17 protein-coding genes are annotated in these 15,143 nt (G+C 42.6%); all 17 read right to left on the reverse strand.

What is annotated here, in order from left to right; genetic code table 11:
* Positions 1-3: 3 nt before the first annotated feature.
* The 17 genes from FNK51_RS01060 to fabD all read right to left on the reverse strand — a co-directional run bounded on the left by FNK51_RS01060 (position 4) and on the right by fabD (position 15,130).
* Complete coding sequence (locus tag FNK51_RS01060) at positions 4-786, reverse strand: ribonuclease HII (protein WP_480339234.1); 783 nt, start codon at positions 784-786, stop codon at positions 4-6.
* A 136-nt stretch (positions 787-922) separates the two neighbouring features.
* Entirely contained in the window at positions 923-1,795 is an 873-nt protein-coding gene (gene ylqF, locus FNK51_RS01065) for a ribosome biogenesis GTPase YlqF (protein WP_141992187.1), read from the reverse strand.
* Positions 1,796-1,812: 17 nt separating this feature from the next.
* On the reverse strand, positions 1,813-2,373 hold the full coding sequence (gene lepB, locus FNK51_RS01070; RefSeq protein WP_141992188.1) for a signal peptidase I: 561 nt from the start codon (positions 2,371-2,373) through the stop codon (positions 1,813-1,815).
* Between the two features lie 218 nt (positions 2,374-2,591).
* A complete protein-coding gene (rplS, locus tag FNK51_RS01075; protein WP_034313702.1) occupies positions 2,592-2,939 on the reverse strand; it encodes a 50S ribosomal protein L19 in 348 nt (115 codons plus the stop codon).
* Positions 2,940-3,069: 130 nt separating this feature from the next.
* Positions 3,070-3,804 (reverse strand): tRNA (guanosine(37)-N1)-methyltransferase TrmD, encoded by a 735-nt coding sequence (trmD, locus tag FNK51_RS01080; protein ID WP_141992189.1) that lies wholly within the window; start codon positions 3,802-3,804, stop codon positions 3,070-3,072.
* Positions 3,804-4,322 carry a ribosome maturation factor RimM gene (rimM, locus tag FNK51_RS01085; protein ID WP_141992190.1) on the reverse strand — a complete coding sequence of 173 codons (519 nt, stop codon included), beginning with the start codon at positions 4,320-4,322 and terminating at the stop codon, positions 3,804-3,806. The genes trmD and rimM overlap by 1 nt, the downstream gene beginning before the upstream one ends.
* A gap of 10 nt (positions 4,323-4,332) precedes the next feature.
* The gene (locus tag FNK51_RS01090) at positions 4,333-4,719 is read right to left on the reverse strand and encodes a YlqD family protein (protein ID WP_034313711.1); all 387 of its coding nucleotides are present in this window, start codon (positions 4,717-4,719) and stop codon (positions 4,333-4,335) included.
* Between the two features lie 221 nt (positions 4,720-4,940).
* On the reverse strand, positions 4,941-5,171 hold the full coding sequence (locus FNK51_RS01095; RefSeq protein ID WP_048684915.1) for a KH domain-containing protein: 231 nt from the start codon (positions 5,169-5,171) through the stop codon (positions 4,941-4,943).
* Positions 5,172-5,184: 13 nt separating this feature from the next.
* Positions 5,185-5,457, reverse strand: coding sequence for a 30S ribosomal protein S16 (rpsP, locus tag FNK51_RS01100; RefSeq protein WP_034313715.1), 273 nt, complete (start codon positions 5,455-5,457; stop codon positions 5,185-5,187).
* Between the two features lie 153 nt (positions 5,458-5,610).
* Positions 5,611-6,951: a signal recognition particle protein gene (gene ffh / locus FNK51_RS01105; protein WP_034313716.1), complete on the reverse strand. Its 1,341-nt coding sequence runs from the start codon at positions 6,949-6,951 to the stop codon at positions 5,611-5,613.
* Positions 6,952-6,962: 11 nt separating this feature from the next.
* Complete coding sequence (locus FNK51_RS01110) at positions 6,963-7,295, reverse strand: putative DNA-binding protein (RefSeq protein WP_076366571.1); 333 nt, start codon at positions 7,293-7,295, stop codon at positions 6,963-6,965.
* 219 nt (positions 7,296-7,514) lie between these two features.
* Entirely contained in the window at positions 7,515-8,531 is a 1,017-nt protein-coding gene (ftsY, locus tag FNK51_RS01115; RefSeq protein ID WP_141992191.1) for a signal recognition particle-docking protein FtsY, read from the reverse strand.
* A 27-nt stretch (positions 8,532-8,558) separates the two neighbouring features.
* Positions 8,559-12,122, reverse strand: a complete 3,564-nt coding sequence (gene smc, locus FNK51_RS01120; protein ID WP_141992192.1) for a chromosome segregation protein SMC — start codon at positions 12,120-12,122, stop codon at positions 8,559-8,561.
* 24 nt (positions 12,123-12,146) lie between these two features.
* Positions 12,147-12,887: a ribonuclease III gene (gene rnc / locus FNK51_RS01125; protein WP_098371037.1), complete on the reverse strand. Its 741-nt coding sequence runs from the start codon at positions 12,885-12,887 to the stop codon at positions 12,147-12,149.
* Positions 12,888-13,151: 264 nt separating this feature from the next.
* Positions 13,152-13,385, reverse strand: a complete 234-nt coding sequence (locus tag FNK51_RS01130; protein ID WP_034313729.1) for an acyl carrier protein — start codon at positions 13,383-13,385, stop codon at positions 13,152-13,154.
* Positions 13,386-13,442: 57 nt separating this feature from the next.
* Positions 13,443-14,183: a 3-oxoacyl-[acyl-carrier-protein] reductase gene (gene fabG, locus FNK51_RS01135; protein WP_179891053.1), complete on the reverse strand. Its 741-nt coding sequence runs from the start codon at positions 14,181-14,183 to the stop codon at positions 13,443-13,445.
* Complete coding sequence (fabD, locus tag FNK51_RS01140; RefSeq protein ID WP_098371039.1) at positions 14,183-15,130, reverse strand: ACP S-malonyltransferase; 948 nt, start codon at positions 15,128-15,130, stop codon at positions 14,183-14,185. The genes fabG and fabD overlap by 1 nt, the downstream gene beginning before the upstream one ends.
* Between the last annotated feature and the right edge of the window lie 13 nt (positions 15,131-15,143).

Here is a 15,143-nt window from a genome sequence, read left to right on the forward strand (position 1 = left end):
CCCTTAGCCCTTCGTTCGTGCAGCGATTTCCTTAACTGGTGCAAAACTTCTTCTATGCCAAGGTGTAAGCCCGTGCGTGCCGAGTGCTTCTAAATGTTGGCTCGTCCCGTAACCCATGTGCTTTTCGAACCCATATTGCGGATATTTTTCACCATATTCCTTCATCATCCTATCACGGGTCACTTTCGCTATTATAGAGGCCGCAGAGATGCTAATGCTTCTTGCGTCCCCCTTTATGAGTGAAAGCTGCGGAATCGGCACATCCAGTTCCATCGCATCAATCAACAAATGATCAGGAAGTTCTGTCAAATCGTTCACTGCGGCTACCATCGCCTTTTTCGTGGCTTGGTATATATTGATTTCATCAATAACTTCGCTATGTACAACACCCACACCTATTGATAGTGCTTCCTTAAAAATCATCTCATAAAACCGTTCCCTTTTTGACTCTGGAATTTTTTTAGAATCATTAAGACCCGGCAAATAAAAAGATTCAGGCAAGATGACTGCACTCGTCACAACTGGTCCTGCGAGCGGTCCTCTTCCCACTTCATCGATACCAGCCAAAATGGAAAACCCCTGTTTTCGCAATTGCCGTTCAAACTCTGTCATTTCCGTGAAAGCATCCCTTAGATGTTGTTCTTTTTCATAAGCTCTTTGCCATTTGCTTACTAAGTCGGTTACTCCCTTTCTTCCGTCCTCCCGGCATTCTTGTAAAAATGAATCTTCGGGCTCTCTTATTGTCATTAACTTTGAGGAGATTTCCTTAATGCTCATTGCAGTTATCATCTTTTATCACCCATCATATTAATTATCGGCAGTCTTGCTTCCTTTTTTCAGTTCAGAAAAATACGGAGCGGAAAAGAGACATCAAAAAGAAATATCTTTTCGACATCCAACTCCAGCTCCGTATCACTTCATGTTAATCGGGGATATCAACCTCTTCATAATCCAATGGGACCTCAAACGTAAGCGGGCCCATCTTTTCTGAACGGATTTCACGTACGACCAACTCTGCGGTTTTATCATAATCGATGAAGCCCCCAGATGCCAAACAGCCCCTGAACTTTCCGACAGCATCGAACAATTCGAGCGTTTCCTGCGGAATTACATCCAGGTTATAACGGGATTTCATTCTATCCGGATATTCTTTTTCCAAAAAGCGAAGACCGTATAAAGAGACTTCGTGCAAGTTTAAAATCGTATCCTTGATCGCACCTGTCAATGCCAGCTTCAAACCAACTTCTTGATCCTCGAATTTCGGCCAGAGAATCCCCGGCGTATCCAGCAATTCCAATTCCTTACCAACTTTTATCCATTGCTGCGCTTTCGTGACGCCAGGAGTATTCCCTGTTTTGGCAATGTTCTTTTTGGCAAGTCGATTGATTAATGTCGATTTCCCTACGTTCGGAATGCCGACTATCATGGCACGGATCGCTCTCGGCTTTATTCCTCTTGATTCCATCCGCTCATACTTCTCTTTTAAAAGTTTTTTGGCAGCAGCTGTAATCTGGTTTAAACCGTTTCCTGCCTGCGAATTAATGGCAATCGCCGTTTTCCCCTGCGATTTATAATGCTCAAGCCACAAATTAGTTTTTACCGGATCTGCCATATCAGCTTTATTCAATAGGATAACCCTCGGTTTATGCTGAATGATTTCATCGATCATCGGATTTCGTGAAGATGCCGGAATCCGGGCATCCACAAGTTCAAAGATGATGTCGATCAGTTTTAATTTCTCTGTTACTTCCCGTCTTGCTTTGGCCATATGGCCAGGGAACCACTGTATTGTCAATGGAATCCACCTTCCTACTATTCCGCCAATCGAAAGTCTTCAATCGGCCAATAAACTAATTTAGTTTTTCCTAACACTTTATTGTAAGGAACGACACCTACGCCAATATGGCGGCTATCCTTACTAAAACGACGATTATCCCCTAGGACAAATAGAGTGTCCTCAGGTACCGTTCCTTGTTCTATGACATCACTTAATGTAAAAGGCTCCGTCAAATCCCCGCCATCAATCAATTGTTCTTTATATTCATCCAAGTATGGCTCATCATAAGCTTTTCCATTCACGTAAAGAGTATCATCTCTATATTCCACTTTTTCCCCTGGCAATCCGATGACCCGTTTTATGTAATCTTTGCCTTCAGGAGCTTCGAAAACGATAATGTCGAATCTTTTCGGTTCGCCAATCGAATAGGAGATTTTATTAACGATCATGCGGTCCGTATCCTTTAATGTCGACATCATGGAATTACCGTCCACAACAATAGGAGCCAGGAGGAAATAACGAATCAGCGTCGCCGCTATAACCGCGATTATGACCGCCTTCGTCCATTCCCACAATTCATTTTTCTTTTTCGCCATCCTTACCCACCCTTTTTGAAGCATATCAACAATTATTTTAACATGTTGCGGACGCTATAGCGAGCAGGATTCTATATAGTTTTCACCGTATGTGTATTCATCGTTTCTTAAAGTGCAAAAAGGGAGCCTGATTAACAAGCTCCCTTTTTTTGCATGATACTGTTTGGTTATTCACCTTATGTGGATCATGGTAAACCCGCATGAAGATATTCGAAGGATTAACGACGAATTTCTTTAATACGTGCTTTTTTACCACGAAGTTCGCGTAGGTAATAAAGTTTCGCACGACGTACTTTACCGTGACGGATAACTTCTAGTTTCGCAATTTTTGGTGTGTGAACAGGGAAAGCACGTTCTACTCCAACGCCGTAAGAGATCTTACGTACTGTGAAAGTTTCACTAACTCCGCCGCCACGACGTTTGATTACAACGCCTTCAAACAACTGGATACGTTCGCGAGTTCCTTCAATAACCTTTACGTGTACACGTACTGTGTCACCAGGTCTGAATGATGGAAGATCTGAGCGAAGTTGTTCTTTTGTGATTTCGTTAATAAGATTTTGCATCGATTTCAACTCCTCCTGGACGCTCTTGCAAATACTTATTGTTTGCAGCGGAACATCGTTATAAGACTGAGCATTTTGCCCAAGTCACAAGTTATATCCTATCACACTATAAACGTCGATGCAATAGACATCAGTCTTCTTTTTTAATCTCGGATAATAATTTTTTTTCAACTTCCGATAGTTCATAACTATCGAGCAAATCCGGACGTCGAATCCAAGTTCTGCGCAGAGATTCCTTCATCCGCCATTCATCGATTTTTTTATGATTCCCGGATATTAGCGGATCGGGAACTTTCATCCCCCGGAAATCTGCAGGTCTAGTATAATGGGGATGCTCTAACAAACCAGAAGAATAGGAATCAAGAATCGGGGAGTCAACATTTCCAAGAACGCCAGGCAGCAAGCGCACAATGCTGTCAATTATGACCATTGCACCCAATTCCCCACCTGTAAGCACAAAGTCACCAATCGATATTTCATCAGTGACGACATGCTCCCGGATGCGCTCATCATAGCCTTCATAATGCCCGCAAATGAAAATGAGATGTTCCTCTTCAGCAAACTCTTCGGCTTTTTTCTGCGTGTAACGCTCTCCCTGGGGACAAAGCAGGACTACCCTTGGGGTTAGCTCACCTTGCCCTTTTAGAGCTTCCACAGCATCAAAGATCGGTTGTGCCTTCAATACCATTCCGGCACCGCCGCCATACGGATAATCGTCTACCGTCGAATGTTTATTATCTGCATAATCTCGAAAGTTGGTCACCTTGTAGCTGACAGCCTGCTTTTCCGCAGCCTTTTTTAAGATTGACGAACCAAATACCCCTTCGAACATTTCTGGAAAAAGCGAAAGCACATCGATTTTCATCAGTCCAAAAGTCCTTCCATCGGTGTAATGATGACCTTTTTAGCGGAAATATCCACTTCTTTTACAATTTGATCAATATATGGGATCAGGATGTCCTTACTGCCAGCTTTCTTAATGACCCAAACATCATTGGCACCAGGCGTAAGAACCTCAATGATTTCCCCAACTTCCATGCCTTCATCCGTAAATACCGAACAGCCAATGATTTCATGGAAGTAGAACTCACCTTCGTCCAATTTACCAAGCTGCGCTTCCTTGACTTTCAGGACCCCGTTTTTAAAAGCCTCGACCTGTCCGACGTTATAATAGTTCTCGAACGTCAACAGGTTAAAGTTTTTATGGGTGCGATGCGACCTGATGATAAGCGGCAAAGGTTTTTTCTCCGTGTTCCTAAACAAATACAGAGTATTTCCCACTTTGTATCGTTTTTCCGGAAAGTCTGTTGAAGAAATAACACGGACTTCTCCTAAAAGGCCATGTGTGTTGACAATTTTACCTACATTAAACCATTTTTCCATTCTTTCACCTCTAACGAATTTCCGAGACGATTCCATCTTTAATGACAATGGTCTTCGTTGCCATAATTTCGTCCCAATCTGCCCCAATTTCCACATCAATGATACTTTGAACTTCTCGTTCCTTCAATTCACTACCTGCGGGAAGGATCTCCAACTGCTCCATTTGAAATTCAAGCAGTTTAATTTTTTCTTGCCTCTGGTTTATTTCTTTTTCAAAATGAGCACGGAGACTAGCAGGTTGGAGAGTTCTTGTTTTTTCAAGTTTTTTCAGTTCAAAGCGAAGCTGTTCACTCTCTTTTTGAAGCTGAAGGCGTTTTGACTTGTATTTCTCGAGGAGCTGATTCTTGCTGGATTCCGTTAATACTTGGTTAACGATTACATTTTGGAGAATTTTCATTCCAGCACCTCCTATTATCTATGATTTCTTATTTCATTCAAAAAATATGTATGATGGGGTAATCTTTTTGAAATGGGGGTCATTCTCTTAAGTATAACGTAAATCGGTAAAAGATGCGTCTTAAAAAGGCGTAAAGTTTAAAGTCCTGGTCTATTCAATTAGGATCCCAGTCGGAATTTCACCTTCTTGAAGTACAAAAAAAGGAGGGGTATTAACCCTCCTTATTCGGAAATCTCCAAATAGATTTTCTTCTGCTGTGAAGATCCTGCTGCATATACCACAGTCCGAATCGCCTTAGCAACACGCCCTTGTTTACCGATCACCTTGCCCATGTCCTCTTTATGAACGGAGAGGATATAAACAATCCGGTCGGATTCTTCCTTGGAGGTCACGATGACCTCTTCCGGATAATCCACAAGTGCTGAAACAATCGTTTCAATCAGTGCTTTCATCAACTACCGTCGATTACTTGCTGTTTTTTGCAACATGGAATTTTTCCATGATGCCTTGTGTAGAGAATAAGTTACGAACTGTATCAGATGGTTTAGCTCCATCTTGTAACCATTTAAGAGCAAGCTCTTCGTTGATTTCAACTTTAGCTGGTTGAGTCACCGGGTTATAAGTTCCTACCACTTCAATGTAACGTCCGTCACGTGGTGAACGAGAATCTGCAACTACAATACGATAGAAAGGAGATTTTTTAGCTCCCATACGTTTTAAGCGAATTTTTACTGCCATTTTAAATAAGCACCTCCGAATAGTTTCACACAAGATAGTATAATATCAAATGTCTTGCATGTTTGTAAAGGTTTTTTTCTTAACAGGTGAAAAAAGTGTTGAAATACATGGCTTCGACCTGTATTTCGCTTCAGTTTCGACCTAAAATAAACCTTACATGAACGGGAATTTGAATCCCTTTTTCTTTCCTTTTTGCATGTTCGTAACCTGTTTCATCATCTTTTTCATTTCTTCGAATTGCTTCAGTAGACGGTTCACTTCTTGAATCGATCTGCCACTTCCCTTGGCAATCCGTTTCTTGCGGGATGCATTCATGGTTTCCGGATGTTCCTTTTCATGCGTAGTCATTGAACGGATGATAGCTTCCACATGACCGATCTGTTTCTCATCGATCTGAAGGTTGTCCATCCCTTTCATTTTATTCGCACCGGGAATCATTTTCAGAATATCATCAAGCGGTCCCATATTCCGCACCTGACCAAGCTGATCAAGGAAATCATCAAAGGTAAAAGTGGCTGTACGCATCTTTTTCTCTAATTCTTTCGCTTTTTCTTCATCTACATTGGCCTGTGCTTTTTCGATAAGGGTCAATACATCACCCATGCCGAGAATCCTTGACGCCATCCGTTCTGGATGGAACGCTTCAAGTGCATCCAATTTTTCCCCCATACCGACGAATTTAATCGGCGTGTCGGTGACTGAACGAATTGAAAGTGCCGCACCACCACGTGTATCCCCATCAAGTTTCGTTAAGACGACTCCAGTCAGGCCTAGCTGTTCATTGAAGCTTTGGGCAACATTGACCGCATCCTGACCTGTCATCGCATCGACAACCAGGAAGATTTCATCAGGTTTTGTCAACTCTTTGATATCCTTCAGTTCGCCCATCAAGTTTTCATCAACATGAAGGCGGCCTGCGGTATCAATCAACACATAATCATGATGTTCTTCCTTAGCTTTTTCAATTGCCTGTTTGGCAATTTCAACAGGGCTGACCTGGTCCCCAAGGGAGAAAACAGGCATGCTTAATTGTTTGCCAAGTGTTTCAAGCTGCTTAATCGCCGCCGGACGGTAAATATCAGCCGCAACGAGCAATGGCTTGCGGTTGTATTTTTTTCTAAGAAGATTGGCAAGCTTTCCGGTGGTCGTCGTTTTACCAGCACCCTGAAGCCCTACCATCATAATGACAGTCGGTGGTTTCGAGGCAACGGCAATCTTGCTTTGTTCGCCGCCCATCAGCTCCGTCAATTCTTCCTTAACTACTTTAATTACCTGTTGACCGGGGGTTAAGCTTTTCAGCACTTCCTGACCTACCGAACGTTCACTGACACGTTTTACAAAATCCTTCACGACTTTAAAGTTAACATCCGCTTCCAGCAGGGCCAATCGAACTTCACGCATCATTTCTTTTACGTCCGCTTCGTTGACCTTCCCTTTTCCGCGGATTTTTTGCATCGTGCTCTGCAGTCGGTCGGCCAATCCTTCAAATGCCATATTGCCGCCTCCTAATCCAACTTCTCAAGCGTTGTGATTGCGTCAAGCAGCTCCTCTTTTGAAAAGGAATCCTTTTCTATGAGTCCCTTCATATTCGCAATCCACTGGTTACGCTCTTGAAATTTTTGAAATAACAAAAGCTTTGCTTCATATTCCTCAAGCATCGCTTCCGTTCTTTTTATATTATCATAGACTGCCTGCCTACTGACTTCGTATTCTTCGGCAATCTCGCCAAGAGAGTAATCATCCAGATAGTAGAGGGACATGTAGCTCTGCTGCTTCTCTGTTAACAACGATTGGTAAAAGTCATACAAATAATTAATCCGCGTTGTCTTTTCAAGCATCTTAGCAAGCCTCCCTGCTGTTAAGTGAAAACCCTTTACAAGTTTATATTGTAAAGCCTAGTTTATTTGATGTCAAGTTAAACTCCTTACCACTTGTTTGCAAAGCATTATTTTTTCTTTTTTCATCCTTTTTTTTAGACCTTTATGCAATTGCTACTCCAAATAACCACTGTGAACAAAAAACCAGAAGAGAAATATCTCTTCTGGCTTACAATTTTTCTAAATCTCTTCTTTATCGATGATATCAGCAAAAAGGCCATAAACATATTTCTCAGCATCGAATTCCTGTAGATCGTCCATTTTTTCACCTAGCCCGACAAATTTAACGGGAATGGCCAATTCATTGCGAATTGCCAAAACAATTCCACCTTTTGCGGTGCCATCAAGCTTTGTTAAAACAATACCGGAAACATTGGTCGCTTCCTTGAATGTCTTGGCCTGAATAAGGGCATTTTGCCCAGTTGTAGCATCAAGGGCAAGCAACACCTCGTGTGGTGCACCTGGTACTTCACGTTCAATTACACGTTTCACCTTTTCCAATTCCTTCATTAAATTCACTTTATTCTGTAAGCGACCAGCCGTGTCGCAGATCAGTATATCCGCTTTTCGTGCCTTGGCGGCCTGAATGGCATCGAACATGACCGCTGCAGGATCAGAGCCTTCACCCTGTTTGATTACACTGACACCGACACGCTCTCCCCAAACCTCAAGCTGTTCGATTGCACCGGCACGGAAGGTATCCCCGGCAGCCAATACGACAGATTTACCTGCCGTTTTGAATTTATGGGCAAGTTTACCAATGGTCGTCGTTTTACCTACCCCATTAACCCCTACAAACAAAATGACCGTCAAACCTTCTTCTTGTATATTCAGGCTTGAAGTCGCTTCTTCATCACCTTGGTAGATTTCAACAAGCTTTTCGGAAATAACGGACTGCACTTCCCTCGTATCAGAGATATTGCGAAGCTTGACTTCCATTTTTAATTGATCAATCAGTTCCATCACAGTATCAAAGCCCACATCAGCCTGTATCAGGATTTCTTCAAGTTCTTCAAAAAAGTCCTCATCCACTTTCCGGTAACGGGCAACAAGTTCATTAACCCTTCCAGTAAAGGAATTCCTCGTCTTTGTCAAACCTTGCTTGAATTTTTCCCCTATGGATACTTCTGCTTCAACTGATTTTTCTTTTTCTTCCTGGGTCGTAAATTTCTCTTTTAGCTTTTTGAAAAAACTCATTGTCCCACTTCCTCTAATTCATGAATTTTAAACTTCAATAAAGTTTTCTGATTCTTCCATCCGGACTGAAACAAGTTTGGAGACGCCTGACTCCTGCATCGTAATGCCATATAGGACATCCGCCTCTTCCATCGTGCCTTTGCGGTGAGTAATCACGATGAACTGTGTTTCCCTGCTGAACTTCCTTAAAAATTGACTGAACCGGACGACATTCGCCTCATCAAGCGCTGCCTCGACTTCATCAAGGATACAGAAAGGCACCGGACGCACTTTTAGAATGGAGAATAAAAGGGCTATGGCTGTCAATGCTCGTTCTCCCCCGGATAAGAGGCTCAAATTTTGCAGTTTTTTCCCAGGAGGCTGTGCAATGATATCTACTCCTGTATTTAGTAAATCATCCGGATTTGTCAGCTTCAGCTCCGCTCTGCCTCCGCCGAATAAAGCTTTGAAGACTTGTTCGAATTCTTCACGGATCGAATAGAAGGTATCCGCAAAGCGCCGCTTCATTTCATCATCCATTTCATCGATGACTTGGAATAATGTATCTTTCGCCTGTTGAAGGTCTTCCTTTTGACTAAGAAGGAATTCATAGCGTTCAGCTACACGTGCGTATTCATCAATTGCACCTAGATTCACCGTCCCCAGTTCCTCGATTGCAAGCTTGATGAGCTTCACCCTTTTTTGAGCCTCTTCTGCAGGCATCATCAATGGATACTGTTCTTTAGCACCTTCAAAGGAAAGGGTATATTCTTCTCTCAAGTGGTCGAGGCGATTTTCCAGTTCGACATCCAGACGAGTTAATTTCACTTCTTCATCCTTTATCACTTCGACAATGCCTCTATAAAGTCGATTTTCTTCTTTCAAGGACAGTTCAAGCGTTTCAACTTCCGTTAGAAGCTCGTTTTTTTCCTGTTTTTTTATGGCGATTCCTTCAATTGCTCCATTTTTATCGAGCAATTTCTGCTGAGCCATATCTTCCAGGGACTCTTCCCCGCTTGAACTGTCTGTCATTTCATTGGTCAGGAGCCCTAAATCATCTTTGTTTTCGGCAAGCCTGCTTGTTTCCTTTGAAAGATCCGATTCAATGCGTTCCATCTTCTCTTTTTGGTTTTGCAGCTGGCCGCGCTTAGAGGCAAGCATTACCCTCAGTTCATTCGTTTCTTCAGCAAGGCTCTCTTTTGAGGATTGTTGAGATTGCTTTTGTTCGGTCATTTCGGAAATCAACCGGTCCAGCCCTTCAATCTCAGTTTTACACGATTCCAAAAGTTCTTCCAGCTCTTCAAGTCTTGCTGTTTTTTGCTGTTGTTCTTCCAAATATGAATTTTTATCCAAATCATAAAGATGCAGCCGTTCATTCACATTTCTTTCCTGCAGTTCCACTTCACGGAGTTCGCCCTTAAGGGTTTGTTCTTGTAATCGAAGTCTCTCTCCTGTTTTTCTGGTTTGTTCAAGCGTTTGCTCTTGAACACCCAAATCCACTTTGAGCTGTTTGACTTGCTTTTCTAGCTGATTCGTTTTAGCTTCCATGGCAGCAAGTTTTTGATGGAGCTCTTCCAATTCCGTTTTCCTTGAAAGCAGGGAGGTCGTTTTTTGCTTTAAGGCTCCACCAGTCATTGAACCACCTGGATTGACGATATCCCCTTCAAGTGTTACGAAGCGGAAACGGTGCTGCATCATTTTCGCCAGGTCATTTGCACCTTTTAAATCAGTTGTGATCATCACGGTTCCTAATAGGTTTTCAGCAATCGCTGCATGCCTATCATCATATTGGATCAATGAGGAACCCGTCCCCACAAAAGCTGAATGACTCTTCAGCATCGATAGTTGGTTAGCTGATATCTCTCTTGCCTTTATGACTGATAAAGGCAAGAACGTCGCACGCCCATACCTATTTTTCTTCAAGAAGGAAATGGCTTCCCGTGCATGCTCTTCGCGTTCCACGACAACATGCTGCATCGCTCCGCCCAGAGCCGTTTCGATGGCCGTTTCATATTCCTTTGGAACCTTTATCAATTCCGCAACTGCCCCTTCAATGCCTCGAAGGGTTTCTTTCGCTTTCAAAACCTCTTTTACACCCTGAAAAAAGCCAGCATAATCATCTTCCATTTCTTCAAGAAGTTCCTTACGAGATTTTGCCTGTTGAAGAAATTGATAGGCCTTATAAAGGGTGGTTTCTTGTTTTTGATACGTATCTTTTGCAGCATTCAATTTATTCTGCTGATTTCGGAAATAAGTGACATGCTCTTCAAGCTGCTTGGTCATATTTTCCATCAGCTGTGAATATTCCATTTTTTTAGCAGTGATATCCATTCTTTCGGTTAAGAACTTTTCATTTTCCATATCAAGTTTAGCATTTTTATGTTCCTGCTGCGTTAATTGCTGGAGTAGGTATTGTTTTTCGTTTTTAGCCGATGCCTGCTTGTTCAACCACTCGATATAGTCACTCTTTTTTGCTTCGATCATCGCTTCAATATCACTATTGAAAAGGCCTAGGCTTTTTTGTTTTTCATGTAAGGTTTCAGAAATCCCCTTCACTTCCAAGTTCAGTGCATTCAGGATTTCCGTTTCTCTTTCCTTTTGCAAAGCCAAACGCTCGACGGCAGCCTCACCCTCCACAATCGCCTTTTCTAGCTGTGACTTGTTTTGGGCAGCATTTTTTTTCCGTTCTTTCAAAACCTCTTTACGGCCTTCAAGCTTTTCAAGTTCTTCGCTGGCATTCAGGAGAATTTCCTGAAGTCCATTGATCGATGTCTCAAGCGTCGCGAGACTATCCCTTTGTTTTTTGAGATGCGCTTCCCTGTCATGAAGCTGTCCAGCCATTTGCTGTTCCATTTCATTATGTTTTTCAAGTTCTCGTGACAGTTTTTCCCATTTTTCATAAAGCTCTTCTATTTCAAAAACGGTTAAAGCCACTTCTATTTGCTCAAGCTCTTCTTTCTTCGCCAAAAATTCCTTGGCGAGGGAAGACTGAATTTTTAACGGCTCCACCTGCCCCTCCAATTCATGGAGGATATCATGGACACGGTTTAAGTTATCCTGTGTTTCCGTCAGCTTCGATTCCGCTTTTCGTTTTCTAGTTTTATACTTCAGGACACCGGCTGCCTCTTCAAAGATCACTCGTCTTTCTTCAGCCTTACTGCTTAGGATTTCTTCCACTTTCCCTTGGCTGATGATGGAAAATGCTTCTCTCCCCAGACCAGAATCCATGAAAAGGTCTATGATGTCTTTCAGACGGCAACCTTGATTATTAATGAAAAATTCACTTTCTCCCGATCGATATACACGCCTTGTCACACTGACTTCATGAAAGTCGATCGGTAGGGAATTGGTCTCGTTATCAAGGGTCAATGATACTTCCGCAAAATTCAACGCTTTCCTCGTGTCACTTCCCGAAAAGATGATATCTTCCATTTTTGCTCCACGCAGTGATTTCGCAGACTGCTCTCCAAGTACCCATCGGACTGCATCGGTCACATTACTTTTACCGCTTCCGTTTGGTCCAACCACTGCCGTGACACCAGGTACAAAATCAATCGAAATTTTCTCTGCGAAAGATTTAAATCCTACAACGTCCAAACGTTTGAGGAACATGACCTTTCCCCCTCTACTGTTAAACTATCTTGTTGATTTTTTATCTTTTAAAACGACCAATGCATGCTCGGCAGCATGCTGCTCCGCTTCTTTTTTGGACTTTCCTATTCCAGAGCCCAGTTCTTCCCCATTAAGGGAGACGGTCGAAACAAACTCCCGATTATGAGCCGGTCCTTTTTCCTGCAAGATCTTATATTGCAGGACACCGATGGCATCCCGCTGGATCAGCTCCTGAAGCTGGCTCTTATAATCCATCACATGAGAAAAAGCACCCTCGTCTATCTTCGGAAACACGACATTCGTCAAAAACTGCACAACCGGCTCTAATCCTTGATCAAGGTACAAAGCACCAATGTAGGCTTCGAATACATCCGCAAGCATGGCAGGGCGTTCTCTTCCACCTGTCATTTCTTCCCCTTTTCCGAGTAATACATATTCCCCGTAAGAAAGGCTATTTGCAAAAGCAACAAGTGAAGGCTCACACACAATGGCTGCCCTTAGTTTGGTAAGTTCACCTTCGCTCATCATCGGATATTTTTGATATAAGTATTTAGAGATGGTCAATTCAAGTACAGCGTCCCCTAAGAATTCAAGCCTTTCATTATCTTCATAAGGCTTACGGCGATGCTCATTCACATAAGATGAATGCGTAAAAGCTTGTTTTAATAGATTTTCATCTTTAAAATGAAAACCCAGATTTTCTTGCAACTGTTTAAATTTATTATCCTTGATTGATGGTTTACGATTATTTCCGTTCCTACGCATCACACAAAACCCTCCACAACGGTTCAAAAAGCATATTTTTCCAATATATAAAAAGAAACCTGGCAGGAATTCCTGTCAAGCTTTCCTATGTACCATCATACATTATTATCCGCTTAAAGAAAACTAAAGGCAAAAGACCACTGCCATGCAGGCGGAACTTACCGTGTACATGCTCATTTCCTTATCTGCCGCTGCATCAAACTTCTTTAAGCAATAAGAGAAAGCCCCGTTATAAAACGGAGCTTTTAGTCAAATGACAATTCATTACATAGTGCTTTGTATGTAATTCACAGCATCACCTACTGTGGCGATTTTTTCAGCGTCATCGTCCGAAATTTCCATATCAAACTCGTCTTCGAATTCCATGACTAGTTCAACTACATCAAGGGAATCGGCACCAAGATCTTCTTTGAAAGAAGCTTCAAGTTTTACCTCTGATTCTTCTACGTTCAAACGATCTACAACGATTTTAGTTACTCTTTCTAATACATCTGCCAATGTGTTCACCTCCCCTCAAAACATTATAAATTAATTTCGAAAAAAATCAAAGAAAACTTACATAACCATGCCGCCATCTACATGAAGAGTTTGCCCAGTCATATATTTGCTGGCATCAGAAGCGAGGAAAGACGCCACTGCAGCAATATCTTTAGGGTCACCGAACCGTGCAAGCGGAATTTGGTCCAGCATGGCTTTTTGGACGTCTTCAGGCAATTCACCCGTCATATCCGTTGAGATGAAACCTGGGGCAATCGCATTGACCGTAATGCCTCTTGAAGCGAGTTCCTTTGCCGTGGTTTTAGTCAGGCCGATCACACCAGCTTTAGCCGCTACATAATTAGCCTGCCCTGCATTTCCGCTGACGCCGACGATCGATGCCATATTGATGATCCTGCCGCTACGCTGTTTCATCATTTGCCTTGTAACCGCTTTGGTGCATAGGAACACGCCTTTAAGATTCGTATTGATCACTGAATCCCATTCATCTTCTTTCATACGCATCAATAGGTTATCACGTGTGATGCCAGCATTATTGACCAGGATATCCACTCTGCCAAACTGTTCGACGACCTCTTTGATCATGCTTGTCACCGATTCACTATTTGCAACATCGCATTGTATGGCGAATGCTTTACGGCCCAATGCCTTGATTTCGTCAACCACTTCATTCGCTTTAGCTTCACTGCCAGAATAGTTGATGGCAACATCTGCTCCCTGACGGGCAAGTTCTAATGCAACTTCCCTGCCTATACCTCGTGAAGCTCCCGTTACAAGTGCTTTTTTTCCTTCGAGGATCATGCTTGTACCCCCTTCAATGTTTCAATTGTTTTAGTTAGAGTATCTATATCGGATACCGAGTGAATTTGAACGGAACGATCAATTTTCTTAATCAATCCGCCCAATACTTTCCCAGGGCCCACCTCGATGAACGTATCCACGCCCAATTCAAGTAGATTTTTCACACTGTCCTCCCAAAGGACCGGTGAATACAGTTGTTCGATTAATTTTTCTTTTATTTCGGCAGGTGCTGTAATGGGCTTAGCCGTTACGTTTGAAATAACAGGAATTTCTGCCTGTTTGAAGCTTACTTCATCAAGGACACCCTGTAACTTTTCTGCTGCCGGTTTCATCAATTCCGAATGGAACGGTCCACTAACTTCAAGAGGCAGAGCCCGTTTAGCGCCATTTTCCTTAGCTTTTGCACTCGCAAGTTTAACCCCTTCCGAGGTGCCTGAAATGACGATTTGCCCTGGACAGTTAATATTGGCCAATTGAACGGATTCCCCTGTGGCCGTAATTTCAGAAGTGACTTCAGATAGAGCTTCCCGGTCCATTCCCAAAATCGCAGCCATTGAGCCTTGACCATTCGGTACCGCAGCTTCCATGAATTCACCACGCTTACGCACTGTATATACGGCATCCTCAAAAGAAATTGCACCAGATGCCACTAATGCCGTATATTCACCTAAACTGTGCCCGGCTGTATAATCGGGTTTGATCCCCGCTTCTTCCAACTCCTTGACAAAAGCATAACTCGTGGTCAATAAAGCAGGCTGTGCATTATAAGTCACCGTTAATTCTTGTTGTGTGCCATTAAAGATCAATTCGGAAAGTGGAAAATCAAGTTTTTCATCAGCTGTTCGAAAAATTTGCTGAGCACGCTCGTTTTCCTGAAATAAGCCATGCCCCATTCCTATTGTTTGTGAACCTTGTCCTGGAAAGACAAAAGCAATTTTACCCATCTGTTACTCCCCT

Origin of the sequence: Bacillus sp. B4EP4a (genome assembly GCF_006680105.1) — a bacterium.
Lineage (GTDB): Bacteria > Bacillota > Bacilli > Bacillales > DSM-1321 > Peribacillus > Peribacillus simplex_E.